General features: G+C 70.2%; 17 protein-coding genes and 2 pseudogenes. 14 read left to right on the top strand and 5 right to left on the bottom strand.

Translation table 11 applies throughout. From position 1 onward, the window contains the following. The first annotated feature begins 2 nt into the window (after window positions 1–2). From ACX28W_RS24995 to ACX28W_RS25035, 9 genes and pseudogenes are all read left to right on the top strand, one after another. Window positions 3–764 carry an amino acid ABC transporter ATP-binding protein gene (locus tag ACX28W_RS24995; RefSeq protein WP_459001580.1) on the top strand — a complete coding sequence of 254 codons (762 nt, stop codon included), beginning with the start codon at window positions 3–5 and terminating at the stop codon, window positions 762–764. A 99-nt stretch (window positions 765–863) separates the two neighbouring features. Next, window positions 864–1943, top strand: coding sequence for an LLM class flavin-dependent oxidoreductase (locus ACX28W_RS25000; RefSeq protein WP_459001581.1), 1080 nt, complete (start codon window positions 864–866; stop codon window positions 1941–1943). Continuing rightward, window positions 1940–3247 carry an NtaA/DmoA family FMN-dependent monooxygenase gene (locus ACX28W_RS25005; protein ID WP_459001582.1) on the top strand — a complete coding sequence of 436 codons (1308 nt, stop codon included), beginning with the start codon at window positions 1940–1942 and terminating at the stop codon, window positions 3245–3247. The genes ACX28W_RS25000 and ACX28W_RS25005 overlap by 4 nt, the downstream gene beginning before the upstream one ends. A 4-nt stretch (window positions 3248–3251) precedes the next feature. Beyond that, window positions 3252–4043 carry a DUF1684 domain-containing protein gene (locus tag ACX28W_RS25010; RefSeq protein WP_459001583.1) on the top strand — a complete coding sequence of 264 codons (792 nt, stop codon included), beginning with the start codon at window positions 3252–3254 and terminating at the stop codon, window positions 4041–4043. A gap of 226 nt (window positions 4044–4269) precedes the next feature. Next, window positions 4270–5178, top strand: coding sequence for a S1 family peptidase (locus ACX28W_RS25015; protein ID WP_459001584.1), 909 nt, complete (start codon window positions 4270–4272; stop codon window positions 5176–5178). Window positions 5179–5356: 178 nt separating this feature from the next. Then, window positions 5357–6337, top strand: coding sequence for a slipin family protein (locus ACX28W_RS25020; RefSeq protein ID WP_459001627.1), 981 nt, complete (start codon window positions 5357–5359; stop codon window positions 6335–6337). Between the two features lie 231 nt (window positions 6338–6568). Then, window positions 6569–7651 (top strand): S1 family peptidase, encoded by a 1083-nt coding sequence (locus ACX28W_RS25025; protein ID WP_459001585.1) that lies wholly within the window; start codon window positions 6569–6571, stop codon window positions 7649–7651. 128 nt (window positions 7652–7779) lie between these two features. Further along, window positions 7780–8165 (top strand): annotated as a pseudogene (locus ACX28W_RS25030) (FAD binding domain-containing protein); the annotation flags it as partial. Next, window positions 8162–9214: pseudogene (locus ACX28W_RS25035) on the top strand (xanthine dehydrogenase family protein molybdopterin-binding subunit); the annotation flags it as partial. The pseudogenes ACX28W_RS25030 and ACX28W_RS25035, both read left to right, overlap by 4 nt. 268 nt (window positions 9215–9482) lie before the next feature. Here the strand turns inward: ACX28W_RS25035 and ACX28W_RS25040 are convergent. Then, window positions 9483–10073, bottom strand: coding sequence for a TetR/AcrR family transcriptional regulator (locus tag ACX28W_RS25040; RefSeq protein WP_459001586.1), 591 nt, complete (start codon window positions 10071–10073; stop codon window positions 9483–9485). A gap of 101 nt (window positions 10074–10174) precedes the next feature. Between ACX28W_RS25040 and ACX28W_RS25045 the strand changes: the two genes are divergently transcribed. After that, the gene (locus ACX28W_RS25045; RefSeq protein WP_459001587.1) at window positions 10175–10606 is read left to right on the top strand and encodes a tautomerase family protein; all 432 of its coding nucleotides are present in this window, start codon (window positions 10175–10177) and stop codon (window positions 10604–10606) included. After that, entirely contained in the window at window positions 10599–11627 is a 1029-nt protein-coding gene (locus ACX28W_RS25050) for a zinc-dependent alcohol dehydrogenase (protein WP_459001588.1), read from the top strand. Before ACX28W_RS25045 ends, ACX28W_RS25050 begins: the two co-directional genes overlap by 8 nt. A gap of 159 nt (window positions 11628–11786) precedes the next feature. Here ACX28W_RS25050 and ACX28W_RS25055 read toward each other — a convergent pair whose 3' ends face one another. The 3 genes from ACX28W_RS25055 to ACX28W_RS25065 form a co-directional block, all read right to left on the bottom strand. Beyond that, on the bottom strand, window positions 11787–12767 hold the full coding sequence (locus ACX28W_RS25055; protein WP_459001589.1) for a DNA polymerase Y family protein: 981 nt from the start codon (window positions 12765–12767) through the stop codon (window positions 11787–11789). Next, a complete protein-coding gene (locus ACX28W_RS25060) occupies window positions 12764–16219 on the bottom strand; it encodes a DNA polymerase III subunit alpha (protein ID WP_459001590.1) in 3456 nt (1151 codons plus the stop codon). Before ACX28W_RS25060 ends, ACX28W_RS25055 begins: the two co-directional genes overlap by 4 nt. Window positions 16220–16375: 156 nt before the next feature. After that, complete coding sequence (locus tag ACX28W_RS25065) at window positions 16376–16750, bottom strand: cupin domain-containing protein (RefSeq protein WP_459001628.1); 375 nt, start codon at window positions 16748–16750, stop codon at window positions 16376–16378. A 94-nt stretch (window positions 16751–16844) separates the two neighbouring features. Here ACX28W_RS25065 and ACX28W_RS25070 point away from each other — a divergent pair, with 94 nt between their 5' ends. Continuing rightward, on the top strand, window positions 16845–17291 hold the full coding sequence (locus tag ACX28W_RS25070) for a MarR family winged helix-turn-helix transcriptional regulator (RefSeq protein ID WP_459001591.1): 447 nt from the start codon (window positions 16845–16847) through the stop codon (window positions 17289–17291). Between the two features lie 184 nt (window positions 17292–17475). Next, window positions 17476–18336 (top strand): esterase/lipase family protein, encoded by an 861-nt coding sequence (locus ACX28W_RS25075; RefSeq protein ID WP_459001592.1) that lies wholly within the window; start codon window positions 17476–17478, stop codon window positions 18334–18336. A gap of 58 nt (window positions 18337–18394) precedes the next feature. Here the strand turns inward: ACX28W_RS25075 and ACX28W_RS25080 are convergent, their stop codons facing one another. Next, entirely contained in the window at window positions 18395–19450 is a 1056-nt protein-coding gene (locus tag ACX28W_RS25080) for a lytic polysaccharide monooxygenase auxiliary activity family 9 protein (protein ID WP_459001593.1), read from the bottom strand. A gap of 168 nt (window positions 19451–19618) precedes the next feature. On the opposite strand from ACX28W_RS25080, the gene ACX28W_RS25085 reads away from it, so the two are divergent. Beyond that, complete coding sequence (locus ACX28W_RS25085; protein ID WP_459001594.1) at window positions 19619–20080, top strand: GNAT family N-acetyltransferase; 462 nt, start codon at window positions 19619–19621, stop codon at window positions 20078–20080. Window positions 20081–20100: the final 20 nt, after the last annotated feature.

A 20100-nucleotide genomic window follows, 5' to 3' on the forward strand; every position in this document is an offset into this window, starting at 1 on the left:
CGATGAGCGTCATGGTCGACATCAAGTCCGTGCACAAGAGCTTCGGTTCGCTGGAGGTGCTCAAGGGCGTCGACCTGGAAGTGCGGGCCGGCGAGGTCACGGTCGTCCTGGGGCCCTCCGGCTCCGGCAAATCCACGTTGCTGCGCACCATCAACCACCTGGAAAAGGTGGACCGGGGCCGGATCAGCGTGGACGGCTCGCTGGTCGGCTACCGGCGCTCCGGGGACAAGCTGTACGAACTGCGTGAGCGCGAGATCCTCAAGCAGCGCACCCGGATCGGCTTCGTCTTCCAGAACTTCAACCTCTTCCCTCACCTCACCGTGCTGGACAACATCGTGGAGGCGCCGGTCTCCGCGCTGAAACGCCCGCGCAAGGACGCCGTCGAGGCGGCGCGCAGGCTGCTCGACCGGGTCGGGCTCACCGACAAGGCCGACGCCTACCCGAAGCAACTCTCCGGCGGGCAGCAGCAACGGGTCGCCATCGCCCGCGCGCTCGCCCTGGAGCCGAAGCTGCTGCTCTTCGACGAGCCGACCTCGGCCCTCGACCCCGAGTTGGTGGGTGAAGTCCTCGACGTCATCAAGGACTTGGCCCACCAGGGCACCACGATGATCGTCGTCACGCACGAGATCGGCTTCGCCCGCGAGGTCGCCGACACGGTGGTCTTCATGGACGAAGGGCGCATCGTGGAGCGGGGCGCGCCCGATGACGTACTGGACCGGCCGCGGCACGAACGCACACGGGCGTTCCTCTCCAAGGTCCTCTGAACTCGCCCCGGTTTCCTCTGAGCTCCCCCAGATTTTCTCCTGAGCTCCCCCAGATTCTCCTCTGAGCTTCTGAGCTTCCCCAGAAAGGGTTCACCCCACATGACCGCACCGCACGGCCGGGGGCTGCTGCACCTGGCCGCCGCCCTCGATCGACAGGCGGCCTTCGACGCCGCCTCGTACATCGAGTCGGCACAGCTCGCGGAGCGTGGCGCGCTCGACTTCGTGACGCTCGGCGACACCTTCGCGCGCCCCGGGCCCGACGCGCTCACCGTGCTCGCCCGCATCGCGCCCACCACCCGCCGGATCGGTCTGGCGCCGACCGTGACCACGACGCACACCGAGCCCTTCCACGTCCAGGCGGGCGTGGCGACCCTCGACTGGGTCAGCCGCGGCCGGGCCGGCTGGCAGCTGGACGTGTCGACGACCGAGGGCGAGGCCCGGCTCTTCGGCCGTCGGCACGCGGCCCCCGCCGACGCGCTGTGGCGGGAGGCCGGTGAGGTCGCCGACGTGGCCGCCCGGCTCTGGGACAGCTGGGAGGACGGCGCCGAGATACGTGACGAGGCGACCGGCCGCTTCATCGACCGGGACAAGCTGCATTACGTCGACTTCGAGGGCGCCACCTTCTCCGTCAAGGGTCCCTCGATCGTGCCGCGGCCCCCGCAGGGGCACCCGGTCCGGATCGTCGACGCCACCGAGAAACCCGCCCGGAGGACCGCCGCCCGGTATGCCGATGTGGCCCTCGTCCGGGTCGCGGGACCCGCGCAGGCCCTTGCCCTCAGGACGGAACTCCGGGAAGCCGCAGGGGAGTTCGGCCGCGACCCCGACACCCTGCGTGTTCTCGGCGGGCTCACCGTCGATCTCGGCGGCGGCGAGCATGCGGCCGAGCCCGGTCACGGCGGCGGCGGTCCCCGGCAGACCGTACAGGGCCCGCTGTACCGGGGCGGCCCCGTCGACCTGGCCGAGCTGATCGGCGCCTGGCACGAGTCCGAGGCCGTCGACGGCTTCCACCTCACCCCGGTCGAGCCGCGCCGCGACCTGGAGCGGCTCGTGAACGGAACGGTGGCGCTGCTCCAGCACCGTGGTCTGTTCCGCACCTTCTATCCGGGCAGCACGCTCAGGGAGCACCTGCGGCTGGCCCGGCCCGCCAACCGGTACGCCGTGACAGGGGGAACGTCATGACCGTACCGACCGCACGCAAACGCATGCATCTCGCCGCGCACTTTCCGGGTGTCAACAACACCACCGTCTGGACGGACCCGCGGTCGAAGTCCCAGATCGACTTCTCCTCCTTCGAGCATCTCGCCCGCACCGCCGAGCGCGGGCTGTTCGACTTCTTCTTCCTCGCGGAGGGGCTGCGGCTGCGCGAACACAAGGGCCGCGTCCACGACCTGGACGTCGTCGGACGCCCCGAGTCGATCACCGTCCTGGGCGCACTCGCCGCCGTCACCGAGCGGATCGGGCTCGCCGCCACGGTCAACGCGACCTTCAACGAGCCGTACGAACTCGCCCGCAGGTTCGCGACGTTGGACCACCTCAGCGGCGGCCGGGCAGGCTGGAACGTGGTCACCTCCTCCGACGCCTTCACCGGGGAGAACTTCCGGCGCGGCGGCTTCCTCGACCGGGCCGACCGATACACACGCGCCGCCGAATTCGTTGCCACGGCACGAGAGTTGTGGGACTCCTGGACTCCGGACGGGCTACCCGGGCCGTTCGCGCACCAGGGCCGGCACTTCGACATCGCGGGCGAGTTCACCCTGTCGCGCTCGCCGCAGGGTCACCCCGTCGTCATCCAGGCCGGCGACTCGGGCGAGGGCCGGGAGTTCGCGGCGTCCACGGCGGACGTGATCTTCAGCCGGCACGGGACCCTGGAGGCGGGCCGGGAGTTCTACGTCGATGTGAAGGGGCGGCTCGCGAAGTACGGGCGCGCGCCCGGGGACCTGAAGATCATGCCCGGGGTGAGCGTCGTGCTCGGCGACACCGCGGCCGAGGCGCAGGAGCGGGCCGCCGGGATCCGTCGGCAGCAGATCTCGCCGCAGAACGCGATCCTCGTGCTGGAGCAGATCTGGGGCGCCGACCTCTCCTCGTACGACCCGGACGGGCCCCTTCCCGACATCGACCCGGAGCCTGAGTCGGACCTCGTACAGGGGCGGGTGCGCATCGCCGATCCCCTCGCGGTCGCCGAAAAGTGGCGGGCGCTGTCCCGTGCCAAGGGGCTGTCCATCCGGCAGACCGTGATCGAGGCGTCCGGGCGGCAGTCCTTCATCGGCACCCCGGAGGCGGTCGCCGCCGAGCTCGACGCATTCGTGGGCACCGGCGCCGCCGATGGTTTCGTCCTCGTCCCCCATCTGACCCCCGGCGGACTCGACGAGTTCGTGGACCGGGTGGTGCCGCTGCTCCAGGAGCGGGGCGCCTTCCGCACGGAATACACGGGGACGACGCTGCGCTCGCACCTCGGGTTGGCGCAGCCCGTATGGAAGGGTTGATCACATGACGACGGACGCATCCTCGGCGGACGAGGACTGGAAGCAGTGGCACGAGCACCGCATCGAGACGGTGTCCGCGCCCTACGGGCCGCTGGCTCTCTTGGGCACGCACTGGCTCGAGGACTATTCGGACGGGCGACTTCCGGACATCCCCGGGCGGTGGGCTGTGGGGGAGGAGGGGGTCGTGCTGACGGCCGCCGCCGAAGACGGTCTGAGCGTGGACGGGGAGCCCTTCACCGGCGAGGTTCGTCTGACGGCCGACCTGGGATCGGCGGCCACGGCCCGGGCGGGACACGGTGAGCGCCGCTTCGTCGTCCTCGCGCGCGAAGGGGTCTGGGGTGTGCGCGACTTCGACCCCGCCGCCGCGGCGCGGGCGGCCTTCAAGGGCATCGAGGCGACGCCGTACGATCCGCGCTGGTCGGTGCCGGGGCATTTCACGCCATACGGAGAGGGCCGCACCGTACGCGTGGAGAACGCGGACGGGCGGACGCGTGGCCTCGGGCTCGGTGGTGTTCTCGCCTTCACGCTGGACGGCGCGGACCTCACCCTCCAGGTGTCGGTCGAGAGCGACGGCTCGCTGTGGGCGGTGCTCGCCGACGCCACCAGCGGGGACAGCAGTTACCGCTTCCGGTTCCTGCGTCCCGCGGCTCCCGACGCCGAGGGGCGTACGACGGTGGACTTCAACCGGGCCGTGCTCCCACCGTGCGCATTCGCCGACCATTTCATCTGCCCTTTCCCGCCTTCCGGGAATACGTTGGCCGTGGCCATTGCCGCGGGGGAGCGCAAGCTGCGCTAGTGGTGTCTGCTGTGGGGAGTGTGATCAACTTCAGCTGGTGGTACGTGAGTTGAACGTTGCGCGGCCGAAAGGCGCCCTTGCGCCGTTCGGTCGTGCGGCCGAATACTCCCCCTCAGCGCTTGTCAGGGGCACGGCTTGTCCGGAATCCGGACGGGCGGCCCTCGGCTGCGCCTCACGGGCCCCGACCCCACGCGGGCCCCCTACTTCCCCCTGGGAGGAACGAAAAGTGAGGATCAAGCGCACCACCCCCCGTAGCGGTATAGCGAGACGGACCCGGCTGATCGCCGTGACCACCGGACTCGTGGCTGCGGCTGCCGTCACCATCCCCACCGCCAACGCGAGCGACGTGCAGACCTTCAGCGCGTCCCAGCTGAAGAGCGCCAGCTCCTCGGTGCTCAAGGCCGATGTGCCGGGCACCGCTTGGGCGACCGACGCCAAGACCGGCAAGGTCGTCGTCACCGTCGACAGCACCGTGTCCAAGGCGGAGATCGCGAAGATCAAGGAGGCCGCGGGCAGCAACGCCGGCGCCCTTCAGATCAAGTCGACCCCGGGCAAGTTCAGCAAACTGATCTCCGGCGGCGACGCAATCTATGCGAGTAGCTGGCGCTGTTCCCTGGGCTTCAACGTCCGCAGTGGCTCCACGTACTACTTCCTGACCGCCGGTCACTGCACCGACGGTGCGGGCAACTGGTGGTCCAACTCCGGCCGTACGACGCTGCTCGGCGCCACGTCCGGCTCCAGCTTCCCGACCAACGACTACGGGATCGTCAGGTACTCCACCAGTTACCCCACGAGTTCGATCTCGGGCACTGTCGGCAGCGTCGACATCACCAGCGCCGCCACCCCGTCCGTGGGCACCACGGTCTACCGTCGCGGTTCCACCACCGGCACCCACAGCGGCCGGGTCACCGCGCTCAACGCGACCGTCAACTACGGCGGCGGCGACGTCGTCTACGGCATGATCCAGACCACGGTCTGCGCCGAGCCCGGCGACTCCGGCGGCCCGCTGTACTCCAACGGCGGCATCGCCTACGGTCTGACCTCCGGCGGAAGCGGCAACTGCAGCTCGGGCGGTACGACCTTCTTCCAGCCGGTGACCGAGGCCCTGAGCGCCTACGGCGTGAGCGTCTTCTGACCGGCACGCACCGCATCGGTATCCGCACGACCTGACGTGCAGCCAGCAGCAGGCGAGCCCCCGCACGCAACCGGCGTGCGGGGGCTCGCCCTTGTTCGGGTGACGGAGTTACCGTCGAAGTACACGCTGTGTGCGCTGTGCACGCCTGGTGAGCCACTTCGGACCCTGGGGGGCCGTGATGGTCGAGGAACTGGTGGTGGCGGGAGTCTCCGTCGCGTCCGTGGGGCTGGTCTACGTGATGGCCGGGGCTCGCGTCGTCAAACAGTACGAACGCGGTGTGGTGTTGCGCCTCGGCAGGCTGCGTTCGGAGGTGCGTGGCCCCGGCTTCACCATGGTCGTGCCCTTCGTCGACCGGCTGCGCAAGGTCAACATGCAGATCGTGACGATGCCGGTGCCCGGGCAGGAGGGCATCACCCGGGACAACGTGACGGTGCGGGTGGACGCGGTCGTGTACTTCAAGGTGGTGGACGCGGCCGACGCGGTCATCCAGGTCGAGGACTACCGCTTCGCCGTCTCGCAGATGGCGCAGACCTCACTGCGGTCGATCATCGGCAAGAGCGATCTGGACGACCTGCTGTCCAACCGCGAGAAGCTCAACCAAGGGCTCGAGTTGATGATCGACAGTCCGGCCATGGGCTGGGGTGTGCAGATCGACCGGGTGGAGATCAAGGACGTATCGCTGCCGGAGACGATGAAACGGTCGATGGCGCGACAGGCGGAGGCCGACCGTGAGCGGCGGGCGCGGGTCATCAACGCCGACGCGGAGCTCCAGGCGTCGAAGAAGCTGGCGGAGGCCGCCGGGGTGATGTCCGATCAGCCCGCCGCGCTCCAACTGAGGTTGCTGCAGACGGTGGTGGCGGTCGCGGCGGAGAAGAACTCGACGCTTGTGCTGCCCTTCCCGGTGGAGCTGCTGCGGTTCCTGGAGCGGGCGCAGCAGCCGGTCGCGCAGGCGTCGGCCGGGCAGGCGTCGGCCGGGCAGGCGTCGGCCGGGCAGGCGACGGCCGGGCAGGCGACGGCCGGGCAGAGGGCGCCCGAGGAAGCGGCGACCGGGCCTCAGTGGTCGGCCGAGGGTGCTCGGCAACCGGTGCAGGAGCAACTGCCGCCCCTCGCGCCCCCGTCGGACCCGGACCCCGAAGGGTCGAGATTCGGACAGGACTAGACCTCGCAGACCGCACAGCGGTCACTCGCGCTCAGTGTTTGCACTGCGAACCCACGTGGTGTGACCACGCACGGTCAACGCACCGGGGGCGTGCGCCCCTTGGCGCACGCGCGTCCTGAAGTCGACCTTGTATGTCCCCTGTGAGCCTCGGAATAGTGGGCGCCCAACGTACCTTCCGGTCCCGGGGGTCCCCACAACCTCCCCGACCGGCCCCCCACAGGAGGACGCGAGTTGAAGCACCGACGCATACCCAAGCGGCGTGCAGCCGTTGCGGGCGCAGGTATCGCCGCCCTGGTCGCCGCGGGAGTGACCTTCCAGACTGCGAACGCGAGCGAGAGCGCGAAGACCGCGGCGCCCCACACTCTCTCGATCGCGGCGGCCGGAAAGCTCGCCTCGACGCTCGGCGCGGACCTGGGCGCCGACGCGGCGGGAACGTATTACGACGCGAAGGCCGAGCACCTCGTCGTCAATGTGCTCGGCGAGGACGCGGCGCACACCGTCGAGGCGGCCGGCGCCAAGGCCCGAATCGTCGAGAACTCCCTCGCCGAGCTGACGAACGCCCGTACGGCACTCAAGAAGGACGCGACCATCCCCGGCACGTCCTGGGCGACCGACCCGGCGACCAACAGAGTCGTCGTCACCGCGGACCGTACGGTCAAGGGCGCGGCCCTCACCCGGCTGACCGAGGTCGTGGACGCCCTCGGCGGCAAAGCCGAACTCAAGCAGACGAAGGGGGAGTTCAAGCCCTTCGTCGCGGGCGGTGACGCGATCACCGGTTCCGGCGGGCGCTGCTCGCTCGGCTTCAACGTGGTCAAGGACGGTCAGCCGTACTTCATCACCGCCGGGCACTGCACCGAGGAGATCTCCACCTGGTCGGACGCCGACGGCACCGAGATCGGCACGAACGAGCAGTCCAGCTTCCCCGGCGACGACTTCGGCCTGGTCAAGTACACCTCGGACGTCGCCCACCCGAGCGAGGTCAATCTTTACAACGGCTCCACGCAGGCCATCACCCAGGCGGGCGACGCGACCGTCGGGCAGTCGGTGACCCGCAGCGGTTCGACGACCCAGGTGCACAGCGGCACGGTCACCGGCCTGGACGCCACGGTGAACTACGGCAACGGCGACATCGTCGACGGACTCATCCAGACCGACGTCTGCGCCGAGCCCGGCGACAGCGGCGGATCGCTCTTCTCGGGCTCCACCGCCATCGGCCTCACCTCCGGCGGCAGCGGCGACTGCACCTCGGGCGGTGAGACCTTCTTCCAGCCGGTCACCGAGGCGCTTTCGGTCTTCGGCGCCGGGATCGGCTGACGGCGGCCGCCCGCCGTCGGGGAGCGGCGGGGTGGCGGGGCGGCGCGAACATCGTGCCCCCCGCCTGGCCGGCCTCCACCGCGATCCGGGCCGAACGGGCGCAGGGCGCGCTCGCCCGGGGACGACAGGAACGCGAACAGGCACTCCGTAGGGGCGAGTTGATCACCGCAGTGGAGATTCCGGCCCACCCGCGCCTCTCAAGTCGGGCTACCTGAAGGTACGTGACCGGCAGTCCTACGAGTTCGCCCTCACCTCCGCCGCCGTGGCCCTGCATGTGCGGGGCGGGGTGATCCGGGAGGCGAAGGTCGCCGCCGGGGGCGTCGGCACCGTCCCCTGGAAGCTGCCCGCAGTCGAGCGGCATCTCATCGGCGAGCGGCCCTCCGACGCCCTGTGGACGGAGGCCGCCGACCAGGCAGCTGACGGCGCCCGCCCGCTGGAACACAACCGCTTCAAGGTCGAGTTGCTCAAACGCACCGTCGAACGCCAGCTGCGCATCATAGGAGGAAGCCGATGAGCCCCCAGCCGAACGCAGCCGTCGGCGCACCGCTCTCCCGGGTCGACGGACGCCTGAAGGTCACCGGCGGGGCCGACTACGCCGCCGACCACGACATCGAGGGCGTGGTCCACGCCGTCATCGACGCGAGCATCGGTCGCGGGCGGATCACCGGTATCGACACCGGTGCCGCCGAGGCGCAGCCAGGCGTCCTCAAGGTCATCTCGCACCGCAACGCGCCCACGTTGGCATACCGGGACAACCCTGGCTCGAACAACCCTCCGGGCGGGCGGCGTCTGCGGGTCTTCCAGGACGACCAGGTTCTCTTCCACGGCCAACCCGTCGCCGTCGCGGTGGCCACCACGCTGGAGGCCGCACAGCACGCGGCGAGCCTGGTCGAGGTCATCTACGACGCCCAGATGCCGTCGACCGACCTGAGCGACGACGACGCTCCGACGAACACCCCCGTCACCTACGCGCGCGGCGATGCGCAGGCGGCCCTGGACGCCGCGGACGTACGCATGGAGATGACGTACCGGCTCGCCCGCAACCACCACAACCCGATGGAGCCACACGCCACCATTGCCCGCTGGGACGGCGACCGGCTGACCTTGTGGGACAAGACCCAGTGGGTCATCGGCGGCACCCAGACGGAACTTGCCGCTGTGTTCGGGATCCCGGTGGCGTCGGTGCGGGTCATCTCGCCGTTCGTCGGCGGCGCTTTCGGCAGCGGTCTGCGGACCTGGCCGCACGTCACCGTCGCGGCCCTGGCCGCCCGCGAGACGGGACGGCCGGTCAAGGTCGCACTGAGCCGCAGGCAGCAGTACTTCGGGACAGGCTTCCGGCCTGCGTACGAGTACCGATTGCGATTGGGCAGCGACCGCAACGGGCGCGTGAGCGCCATGACCCACGTTATACGGTCCGAGACTTCGACCTACGAGCCGTACGGCGAAGGCGGGATCCTGCCGGTGGGGCAACATCTCTACAGCACACCCGACGTGAGCCAGACGTACCGGACGGTGCGCCTGGACGTGAACACTCCCGTTCCCATGCGCGGGCCGGGCTTCGCCGCCACGGCCCCGTCGGACACGCACAACAGATCCTCACCGTCCGCCCCATACCGAACCAGTGATCACGGACGAGCCTGCCCGTCCACGAGGAAGCCCTCGGCCCAGCCGAAACAACCGTGTGGGCCAAGGAAACTCTCAACTCATCCCATGTCCTGAGCGAAACACGCGGTGGCTCCACGAGACGGAAGAAGCATGGTGGCCCCGTGACCTGCGCCCGGACGATGCCGGCACCAAGAGAGACAGGCCTGACCCCGGAAGCCCTCCGCCGTCAGGCCGAGCGGTCGAGCGCGCCGTCGATCAGGGCCTCGAGCTGCTGCGCCACCTGGTCCAGGGGTCGCATCGTGCGCTTCGCGCGGCACATGGCGATGGCGCCCTCGACGGATGCCACGATGAGGGCCGCGAGCCCCGTAGCCTGCTCGGGGTCGGCGCCCCGGTCCCGTAGCGCCTGGGCGAGCAGTCTCTCCCAGTCCTCGAACACCTCGGCTGCGGCGACGAGCGCCGGCGGGATCTCGTCGGCCTGTGGCTCCTCGACGGAGACGGCCAGTACGGGGCAGCCGGCACGGAAGTCACTCTCGACGACGATGCCGCGCCACAGGGCCAGGAAGGCGCGCAAACCGGCGACCGGGCCCGCGTCCAATTCCTTGCGCAGGATGCGGGCGACCGCCCCGCCCGCGTACCGCACGGCCTCGGTGGCCAGTTGCTGCTTGCCCTCGGGGAAGTAGTGGTAGGTCGAGCCGAGCGGCGCTCCGGCGTGTTTGGCGAGGTTCCGGATGCTCGCGGCGTTCAGGCCGCGCCTGCTGATCAGGTCGGCCGCACCGGCCACGATGCGGTCGCGTGACGGCGCGCTGGCTTTGGCCAAGACCGTACTCCCCTCTGGATATAACGCTCGTCATAGTCTAGCGTGATCTCCAGTTATAACGGTCGTCATAGACCGTGCGCCCGCTGAAGGGAGACTTCGTCATGCCGATGATCCGGCTCACCGTCCCGTCCGGTTCCCTGACCGAGGAGGGCCGCAAGACCGTCCAGCGCGACCTGGCCGCCGTCCTGCTGCGCTGGGAGGGAGCGCCCGACACCACGTTCTTCCGCGCCCAGGCATGGAGCTACCTCGTCGAGCTGCCCGAAGGGGCGCAGACCACCGCCGAGGACGACACGCCGCGCTTCCTCGTGGACGTGACGGTTCCGCAGGGCGCGCTGTCCGAGCGGCGCAAGGCCGGCCTGGTCGAGGACGCCACCAAGACCGTGCTCGACGCGGCCGGGCTCTCCCCCGCCGACGCCCTGCGCGTGTGGGTGCTGGTGCACGAGCAGCCCGACGGCACCTGGGGCGCGGGCGGCTCCGTGATCCGCTACGCCGACCTGGTGGCACTGGCGAAGGGGCAGCAGGCCGATGCGTGAGCTGACCTATGTCGCCCGGCATACCCTCGAATGGCGCGAGGCGCCCGACCCCAAGCTCCAGTCCGACCAGGAGGCGATCGTTGCCCCGGTGGCCGCCACCTCCTGCGACGTCGACTCCGCGATCCTGGCCGGGCACGGCTTCATCGACCCGCCCTTCGCCCTCGGCCACGAATGCGTGGCCCGGGTCGTAGAGACCGGCGACGCCGTCACGGCCGTGGCCACCGGTGACCTCGTGGTCGTCCCCTGGTCCATCAACTGCGGCACCTGCGACCACTGCCGCGCCGGACTCACCGCGCACTGCACGGCCGTACCGCACATGGCCATGTACGGCGCGCCGATCGGCGGTAGTTGGGGCGGCCTGTTCTCCGACCTGGTCCGCGTCCCTTGGGCGGACGCCATGCTCGTCCCCCTGCCCGCCGGCCTCGACCCCGTCGCCATGGCCTCGGCCAGCGACAACTGGTCGCTGTCGTGGCGCCTGGTCGCACCCCACCTGAAGAACAAGCCCGGCGCTCGCGTCCTGGTAGTCGCCCGCGGCAGCATCGGTCTGTACGTGTGTGACATCGCCCGCGCGCTCGGCGCCTCCGAAGTCCTGTACGTCGACCCCAACCCCGAACACCGCGAGATCGCCCGCGGCTACGGCGCCACCACCGCCGAGGCGCTCGAACCCGTCCGGCACGGCTTCGACATCGCCGTCGAGGCCACCGGCCGGGTCGACCAGCTCGCCCTGGCCGTCAAGTGTCTGGCCCCGGAAGGCATCTGCGAGTCCGCGGGCAACCACTTCCGCCCCGGCGAGCTGCCCCTGCTCGACATGTACCTCACCGGCGTCACCCTGCGCATCGCCCGCGACAACGTCCGCAACCACATCCCCGACGCCCTGGAACTCGCTTCCTCGGGAAGGGTCGCCCCCGAGCGCGTCGTCTCCCACGTCCTCGACTGGGAACAACTCCCGGACGCACTACCCGAGAAGCGCCTCAAGCCCGTCTTCGTACGCGACAACGTCCCGTCCCCCACCGCAGGCTGACCCCACACCACCGGGCCGCGGCACGCGGCGCAAGGACACCCAGTACCGAATCCCTTCCGTGAAACGGAAGAGGCATTTGCAGTGCTATGACGCCCATCCGGACTTCCGTGCCCCACATGACCGCCTTCACCAGGAACCAGTGGTTCTTGGCACAAGCGATCAGTCCGCCAGAGCGGCCGGACGTACAGCCCCCGGCCCGAAACGTCGGCGGGCACGGTCTGCGGCGGCTTCGGCTGCGCGGGCACGAGCATCGCCAGGATCCAGTGAGAGCTGCCAGTAGGCGCTGCCGGCCGGCAGCAGGCTGTCGGCACGGATCGCGAAGGCGCGGACTCGTGCTCGCTGGAGTTCGAGGGCGGTCAGCAGCCCCAGAGCGGCTGTGGCAAGGGCGGGTGAGTGGTTGGTCGGTTCCGGCAGCGTGCGCGTACGCGTGGTGGAACTGTGGTCGGCGTACCGCACGGTGAGCGTGAGTCGGTTGGCGATCTGCCTTTCTCCGCGCAGGCGTTGGCCGATCTGGTCGGCGAGTCCCAGGACCGCTCGGTGATGCCGCGCCGGGTCGAGGCAGTCCCGTTCCAGTACGAGGTCGGCGACCAGGTGCGCTGCCGGTTCCGACGGGGTGACCGGACGGGGATCATGGCCACGGGCGCGCTCGGCCAGCAGACGGGCCGAGCCGGCTCCGAGGAGTCGCTGCAGGGTTGCCGCGGGCAGGTCGGCGACCTGACCGATGGCGTGCAGCCCATACCTGTTGAGCGTTTCCGCCGTGGCGCGGCCGATGCCCGGCAGTGCGGTGACGGGGCGGGGGCGGAGCCAGTCGGCGGCCTGCCCGTCACGGATCCAGGTGGTGTCACCCGGCGCCGACGCGTCGGCCGCCATGGCGGCCAGCATGCGGTTGCCGGCGAGGCCGGCGCTGCTGTCGATGCCATAGAGGGCCTTCAGCCTCATCTTCGCCAGCTGGACCACGTCGTAGGGGGACAGGTCGAAGTATCTGAGTGCCGATGTCAGATCGAGCTGGACAGCGTTGGGCGGGACGGCCTGGACATGAGGCGTGATGCCGGACATCAGTTCGATTATGTCAGCATGCTGATCCTCGGTCAGTGTGGCGTGCAGATGGAGGTGGGCGATGTGCCGCTGACGGGTGGTCATCCTGCGCTCCCCGGGCTGGTGTAGCCGAACTTCTTCAGGTCGGCCGAACGGTTACCGGCGGGCTGCAGGTCGGCATACGGGTGCAGCCGAGCGCCTGTGGTGCCGTTGACCAGGGTCCGCTGCGGCTGTGCAGGGGTCGGGTGCGGGTGGCTGGCGCCGAGGAGGGCAAGTGCAGCCTCGGGACCCTCGTCTCGGCGAGCCGCGGCAATCTCGTCCAGGTCCCAGGCCATGGTGCCGACGACGGTACGGCGGGTGCCGCGCACCTGGACCGTGCCGCGGACCAGCAGCAGCCCGCTGTGGAAGACGGTGTGCGCGCAGGCCGGGTGGGAGTCCTCGAAGAAGGCCAGGTCGACCAGGCCGGAGCCGTCCTCCAGGGTGACGAAGATGATGCGCTTGCCGCTGGCGATCGGCGGGGTCTGGGTCGAGGCCCGCACGCCGGCGACGAGGACCTGTTGACCGGCGCGCAGGCCGGCCAGGTGGGCCGCGTCGGTCGCGCCGATCTCCCGCAGCAGCCGGTGGTGATGTTCCATCAGGTGTTTGGAGACGTCGATGCCGAGCGTGTTCAGCTCCGCGCTCAGGGCTTCGCGGCCGGTCATCTCGGGCAGGCCGCTGGGCTCCGCTCCGCCGACGGCGCCCGCGTCGAGGGGCAGCTGGCCCTTGGCGGCGGACCGGGTGCGGGAGGCCCGGTGGAGTTCGGCGATCTGCAGCAGCAGGTCACGGCGCGTGAGGCGGCCGTCGTGGAGACAGTTCAGGGCGCCGATCTCGGCGAGGCGTTCGGCGACCGGTCTGCTGGGGTGGGCCCGCTGCCAGAAGTCCGACAGCGATCCGTACGGCTGCCCCGCCTCGATCCGGGCGCACTCCTCCTCGCTGATGCCGTGCACCGCGGACAGCGCGAGCCGTACACCCCACTGCCGATCGGCGGTCTGCTCCACGGTGTGCGTCGCCCTGGAGTGGTTGACGTCGACGGGCAGGATCGGTACGCCGCGGCGGCGGGCGTCGGAGACCAGGACGCGCTTGGGCCACATACCGGGGTCGTGTTCGAGGAGACCGGCCAGCAGGAACGCCGGGTAGTGGGCCTTGAGCCAGGCGCTCTGCAGAGCCGGTACAGCGAACGCGACCGCATGCGCGCGGCAGAAGCCGTAGGCGCCGAAGGCCTCGACGGTCTTCCAGACCTGATCCCGGACGGCCGCGGTGTAGCCGCGGGCGCGTGCCAGGCGGTCGAACCAGTCCTTGATCCGGGGCAGTCGGGCCTTGTCGCCGAGGGCCCGGCGGGCAACCTCGGCCATCGCCCGGTCGCACCCGGTCATCACATGCAAGGTCTCGATGATCTGCTCGTGCCAGATGGTCACGCCGTAGGTGTCGGCGAGCACGGGTTCGAGGTCCGGGTGGGCGTAGTGCGGTGTGCCGCCGTGGCGGGCCGCGATGTACCGCTCAGGCATACCGCCGGCGACCGGTCCGGGGCGGAAGAGGCTGATGTCGGCGATGACGTCCTGCGGGTCGCGGGGCTGCAGCCGGGACAACAGGTCCTGCTGGCCGGGCGATTCCAGCTGGAACAGGCCCAGGGTCTGGCTCTCCTGGATGAGCTTGAAGGCGAAGACGTCATCGAGCGGCACCTGCCGTGGATCGTCCAGGTCGATGCGGTTGCCGGTCGTGCGTTCGATCTCGGTGACGGCATGGGCCATCGCGGACTGCATCCGTACGCCCAGGACGTCCAGTTTGATGTTGCCCAGCGCCTCGATCTCCTCCTTCGCCGCCATCGCCATCGGGTAGTCGCCCTGCGGAGTCGGCTGCACCGGCAGCCGGTCCAGGAGCGTCGCGTCGCTGATGACCACGCCGCAGGGGTGCATGGCCATGCCGTGGACCAGGGAGTCGAGGCTTTCGGCCAGCTCCCACAACGGCCCGTACCGACCCGCCTCGGCCGCCAGCTGCCGCAGCTCGGGCAGCTCGGCGAGCGCACTGGTGATGTCGGAGGCCCGCAGGTGCGGGAAGCTCTTGGCGATCCGGTCGACGTCCGCCGGTGCGATGCCGAGGGCGAGGCCGGTGTCGCGCAGGGCGCGGCGGGCCCGGTAGGTCTCGGGCATCGCGGTGACCGCCACCCGTTCCTTGCCGAACCTTTCGAAGATCGCGTCGTAGCACTCCAGCCGTCGGGCGGACTCCACGTCGATGTCGATGTCGGGCAGACTCCCGCGCCGTTCGCTGAGGAAGCGTTCGAACAGCAGGCGGTGGTCGAGCGGGTTGGCCGTGGCGATGTCCAGCGCGTGGCAGACCATCGAGCCCGCGCCCGAGCCGCGGGCCGCGACCCGGATGCCCTGGGCGCGGATGTCGGCGACGACCTGTCCGACGGCGAGGAAGTACGAGGAGTAGTTCAGCTTGGAGATCACGGAGAGCTCTTCGTCCAGCCGGTCGCGCGCGGTCCGGTCCTGGTCGAGGCCGCGCCTGGCCATACCGTCCTCGCACCGCTCGCGCAGCACCCCGGCCGCGCCGCCCGTCCCGGGCTCGGCGCCGAACATCTCCGGTTCCGGGAGGTGGGCCGTGCCGAGGCCGAGGTCGGCCGCGGGGTCGACGGTGCACGCGGCCGCCGTGGCAGCGGTGTCGGCGAGCAGGCGGTGCGCCCGCCGGGCGTCCACTCCGGCGCATTCGGTGATCAGCCGCGCGATGCCCGCCATCCTTCCTTCGTCCTTGAGCCAGCGCTGCCCGGTGTCGAGGCGGCGCCGGTCGATGGGGCGCAGCAGTCGCGCGGCGTCCAGGACGTCGGCGAGGCGGTGCTGGTCGGGGTCGGCGTAGCGGACGGCGTTGGAGAGTACGGCGGTGGTGCGGGTGCGGTCGGCCAGCGCCAGGGTGCGGGCGGCCAGGCGGAGGGAACCGGGTCCGATGCTGAAACGTTTATGCGCGACAGCCTCCAGCCGGATCCCGCTCCCGAAGATCTCCTGCCAGGGCGCCAGCAGTCGTACGGCGACGTCCTCCCGGTCGGCCGCCAGTGCCCGTACCGGTTCGGAGAGCGGTCCGAGCAGCACGGTCAGGCCGGGGCCGCCGTATTCGCGCAGTGCCTCCCACGGCACGACCACCGGCGCCGCCCCCGACGCGGTACCGGCGTGGGCGGCCGAGGTGATGCGGCACAGCCGCGCCCATCCGGTCCGGTTCTGTGCGAGCAGTACGAACCGCAGGGGCGGCTCGACCACATGCGCGCCGCCGCGCGCCGGGGTGCGGCGCCGCTGCGCCGGGGGAGGGGGTGCGAGGGCCTCCACCGCCAGATCGACGCCGAAGATCGGCCGGACCCCTTCCTTCGCGCAGGCCTGGGCGAACCGCACGGCGCCGGTGACCGTGTCCCGGTCGGTGAGCGCGAGCGCTGTCATGCCGCGCTCGGCCGCCCGCCGGACGAGCTGCTCGGGGTGGGAGGCCCCGTACCGCGCGGAGTAACCGGACGCGACGTGCACGTGGGCGAAGCCCGTCATGCCGCACCTCCATCACTCCACCCCTTTTCGATAATTCGCCCGAAACGTTCCTCGTACGCTCGTTCGATTACTCTAACTCTCACCGACCCCGGTCAGCGACATGATTCGAACGTGAGATCGGTTATGGAGTGTCTGGAGTGATGGCGGACTGTCAGGTCAGTTCGCCCACGGCGGGGTGAGGACCGAGCCGTCGGCGAGCTCCGCCTGGAGGCCGATGGAGGTGGTGACCCAGGAAACCGCGGTCTCCTGGGTCGGGTTCACGACGCCGAGTGTCGCGCCGGGGTTGATGATCACCGTGTCGCCCGCGGTGATCCGCTCGGCGCGGCCGTCGAGCGTGATCAGCAGCTCGCCGGAGAGGAGGTGGAAGATCTCCTCGCGGTTGACGGTGTGCACCGGAGCCTTGTGCCCCGCGGGAATCTCGCCCCGCCAGGCGCACAACTCCTTGCTGCCACTGAGGGGGGTGGCGTACGAGACGAAGCGGGCGCCGTGGATCTCGTGAACGACGGCTTCGGATGAGCGGATGACGGGCATGGGTGCCTCCAGGTAAGTGGTCAAGAAGCTTGACTATGTCCGGGTCTATGGTCAAGTTGCTTGACCAATCCGTCAAGGGTGTTTCAATTCATGCGTGCAGAACTCCGACGCCATGGCCCTGTCCGCCACCCTGCTCGCCGTCGCCGGTGAGCTGACGCAGCGCATTCACGAGGGCGTCGTCGCCCGTGGGTTCGAGGGGCTGCGGCCCGCGCACGGCTTCGCGTTCACCCGGCTCGCCCCGGACGGCGCGACGGTCACCGACCTCGCCACCCATCTCGGGGTCACCAAGCAGGCCGCGAGTCAGCTCGTCGATGAGCTGGTGCGCAAGGGGTACGTGGAGCGGCGGCCGCACCCCGATGACGCCCGCGCCCGACTGATCGTGCTGACCGAGCGTGGCTGGGCCTGCACTCGCGCGGCGGAGGCGGCGGCCGCCGACGCCGTGCGGACGTGGGGCGAACTGCTGGGGGAGGGTGAAGTGCGCGCGTTGCGTGACCAGTTGGTGCGTATCGCGCCCAACGGGCCGATCAGGCCTACCTGGTGACGGGCCATTATCACGTTTCTTTGGTGCGCATCGGCGTTGTCGGCCATCACTGAAATTTTTTACTGACGCGTAACTTCACACTTGGACTACTCGTCCGTAACTTGACGAGTGAACAGCATCCTCGTGATCCGGATCACAGGGCGTACGCCGTCGTCACTCCCTTGAGCCGCAAGGAGATCACTCGATGCTGCCTTGGAAGCGCCTGCTCAGACCCCTCCTCGCCGCACTGCTGCTGACCGGCGCGATCGCCGTCGGTCCCGCCGCCACCGCCCAGGCCGCCGCGCCGAGCAGTGGCTGGAACGACTACTCCTGCAAGCCCTCCGCCGCCCATCCCCGCCCTGTCGTCCTCGTCCACGGCACGTTCGCGAACTCGGTGGACAACTGGCTGGCCCTCGCGCCCTACCTGGTGAACCGCGGGTACTGCGTCTACTCCCTCGACTACGGGCAACTGCCCGGTGTCCCGTTCTTCAACGCCCTCGGGCCCATCGACAAGTCGGCCGAACAGCTTCAGGTCTTCGTCGACAAGGTGCTCGCCGCGACCGGCGCCGCCGAGACCGACCTCGTCGGCCACTCGCAGGGCGGCCTGATGCCCCGCTACTACCTCAAGTTCCTCGGCGGGGCCGCCAAGGTGAACGCCCTCGTCGGCATCGCGCCGGACAATCACGGCACCACCCTCAACGGCCTCACCAACCTGCTGCCGTACTTCCCCGGCGCCGAGGACCTGCTGTCCACGGCCACGCCCGCGCTCGCCGACCAGGTCGTCGGCTCCGCGTTCCTGACCAAGCTCAACGCCGGTGGAGACACCGTCCCGGGCGTCCACTACACGGTCATCGCCACCAAGTACGACGAGGTGGTCACGCCGTACCGCTCGCAGTTCCTCACCGGACCCGACGTCCACAACGTGCTCGTGCAGGACCTGTGTCCGCTCGACCTCTCCGAGCACGCGGCGATCGGGCTCTTGGACCGGATCGCCTTCCACGAGGTGGCCAACGCCCTCGACCCGGCGCACGCCACCGCGACCACCTGTGCGTCCGTGTTCGGTTGAGCACGTGGCCGGGGTCTGTCCGGCCTGAGCCGCCGGACAGACCCCGGATTCCCTCGCGCTAGCGGCCGCGGCGTCCGCTGCTCACCGCGCGGCGGCGGACCGAGGCGAACAGCGCCGCCGCACCTAGTGCCAGGGCGGCGGCACCGCCGACCGCGAGGTACGGGGTGGTGCCGTCGCCGCCGGTCTCGGCGAGGTTCTCGGAGGCACCGGCCGCTTGGGCCTGGATCGGGTTGGCCGGGGCGGAGGTTTCCGCGACCGGGGCGGCCGTGGTGGGTTCCGCGGACGTACTGGCGTCGTTGTCGCCGTGGCCGTGATGCTCGACGGTCGACTTGTCGGCGCCGGCCTCGATCTGCTCCTCGGAGGGTGCCGAGGCGGTCGGGGCGGTCGGGGTCGGGGAGGAACTGCTCGTCGTACCACTGCCGCTGTCACCACTGCCGCTGTCACCGCTGTCGCCGCTGCCGGCGCTGGTGCCGCTGTCGCTCCCGCCGTACGTGATGTCCGAGCAGGAGTAGAAGGCCTCCGGGCTGTCCGACCGCTGCCAGATCGCATACAGCAACTGCTTGCCGGAGCGCTGCGGGAGAGTGCCGGAGAACGTGTAGAAGCCGCCCGACGCGGTCGGGTCGGTGGCCGTGGCGACCGGGTTCCGGAGGTCCAGGTCGTCCCAGGCCAACGGCTGGGACGGGTCGTAACCGGACTTGGTGACGTAGACCTTGAAGGTGCCCTTGTGCGGCGCGGTCACCCGGTACTTGAAGGTGTACGAGCCACTGCTCACGCTCGTGGTCGGCCAGTCCTCGCGGGCCAGGTCCAGGCCCTTGAACTCGTCGCTGTTCGCGCTGCACAGCTTGCCGTCCGGGATCAGCGCCTGATGCTGCCCGTTCGCGTCGCCGATACGTATGCCGTTCCAGTCGTAGAGCGCCTGGGTGCCGCCCGCCGCGACGACCGCCTTGCAGGCGGCCGACCTGGGGCTCTCCGGACCCTCCGCGTAGCACTGGGAGACCCGGCTGACCGGATCGCCCATCGTGCCGTGCGCGGCGGCCGGCGCGGCGGTGAGCGCCGTCAGAGCGAGCGGGGCGACACCGGCGGCGACGAAGGCAGCCTTGCGGCGTGCAGTCATGGGGGAGCTCCTCGAAACGGTCCCGGATGCGTGGGCTGAACCCGTGGGGTGATCAGCAAACTAGCCCCAAGAAACCGCGAAATCGCCTGCTGGAGGCGGGTGAGGGAGATCCTTATGGCCGCGTTAAGGAAGCGCTGAGACTGCGATCAGGTAGGTACCGTTCCGGCCATGACGAACGCTTCGAACGAACCGGAGATCCGCCCGGCCGTCGCCACCGACGTGGCCGCCGTGAAGGCCGTGACCGACGCCGCGTATCACCACTACATCGAGCGCATCGGCGTGGTGCCCCAACCCATGGAGGCGGATCACACGGCGAACGTGGCCGCGGGGCGGGTGTTCGTCACGGGGGAGCCCGTGACGGGCCTCGTGGTGATCGAGGCCTACGAGGACCATCTCTTCCTCGACAGCATCGCCGTGCGCCCCGACGCCCATGGGAAGGGCGTGGGGCGACGGCTGCTGGCGTTCCTGGACGCACGCGCGCGTGCGCTCGGACTGGCCGAGATCCGGCTCTATACAAACGCGATGATGTGGGAGAACCAGGAGCTCTATCCGAAGTACGGGTACGAGGTCGTGGAGCGCCGCGTGGACGGCCCGTACGACCGCATCCACTACCGCAAACGGCTCGGCTGACGGCTGCCCGGGTGATGGTC

This window comes from Streptomyces sp. SD15, from assembly GCF_054462255.1.

Excerpts from the sequence above, each read along its gene's own strand:
- ACX28W_RS24995 (WP_459001580.1), top strand. The coding sequence starts at position 3 with ATGAGCGTCATGGTCGACATCAAGTCCGTGCACAAGAGCTTCGGTTCG.
- ACX28W_RS25000 (WP_459001581.1), top strand. The coding sequence starts at position 864 with ATGACCGCACCGCACGGCCGGGGGCTGCTGCACCTGGCCGCCGCCCTC.
- ACX28W_RS25005 (WP_459001582.1), top strand. The coding sequence starts at position 1,940 with ATGACCGTACCGACCGCACGCAAACGCATGCATCTCGCCGCGCACTTT.
- ACX28W_RS25010 (WP_459001583.1), top strand. The coding sequence starts at position 3,252 with ATGACGACGGACGCATCCTCGGCGGACGAGGACTGGAAGCAGTGGCAC.
- ACX28W_RS25020 (WP_459001627.1), top strand. The coding sequence starts at position 5,357 with ATGGTCGAGGAACTGGTGGTGGCGGGAGTCTCCGTCGCGTCCGTGGGG.
- ACX28W_RS25045 (WP_459001587.1), top strand. The coding sequence starts at position 10,175 with ATGCCGATGATCCGGCTCACCGTCCCGTCCGGTTCCCTGACCGAGGAG.
- ACX28W_RS25050 (WP_459001588.1), top strand. The coding sequence starts at position 10,599 with ATGCGTGAGCTGACCTATGTCGCCCGGCATACCCTCGAATGGCGCGAG.
- ACX28W_RS25055 (WP_459001589.1), bottom strand. The coding sequence starts at position 12,767 with ATGACCACCCGTCAGCGGCACATCGCCCACCTCCATCTGCACGCCACA.
- ACX28W_RS25060 (WP_459001590.1), bottom strand. The coding sequence starts at position 16,219 with ATGACGGGCTTCGCCCACGTGCACGTCGCGTCCGGTTACTCCGCGCGG.
- ACX28W_RS25065 (WP_459001628.1), bottom strand. The coding sequence starts at position 16,750 with ATGCCCGTCATCCGCTCATCCGAAGCCGTCGTTCACGAGATCCACGGC.
- ACX28W_RS25075 (WP_459001592.1), top strand. The coding sequence starts at position 17,476 with ATGCTGCCTTGGAAGCGCCTGCTCAGACCCCTCCTCGCCGCACTGCTG.
- ACX28W_RS25080 (WP_459001593.1), bottom strand. The coding sequence starts at position 19,450 with ATGACTGCACGCCGCAAGGCTGCCTTCGTCGCCGCCGGTGTCGCCCCG.
- ACX28W_RS25085 (WP_459001594.1), top strand. The coding sequence starts at position 19,619 with ATGACGAACGCTTCGAACGAACCGGAGATCCGCCCGGCCGTCGCCACC.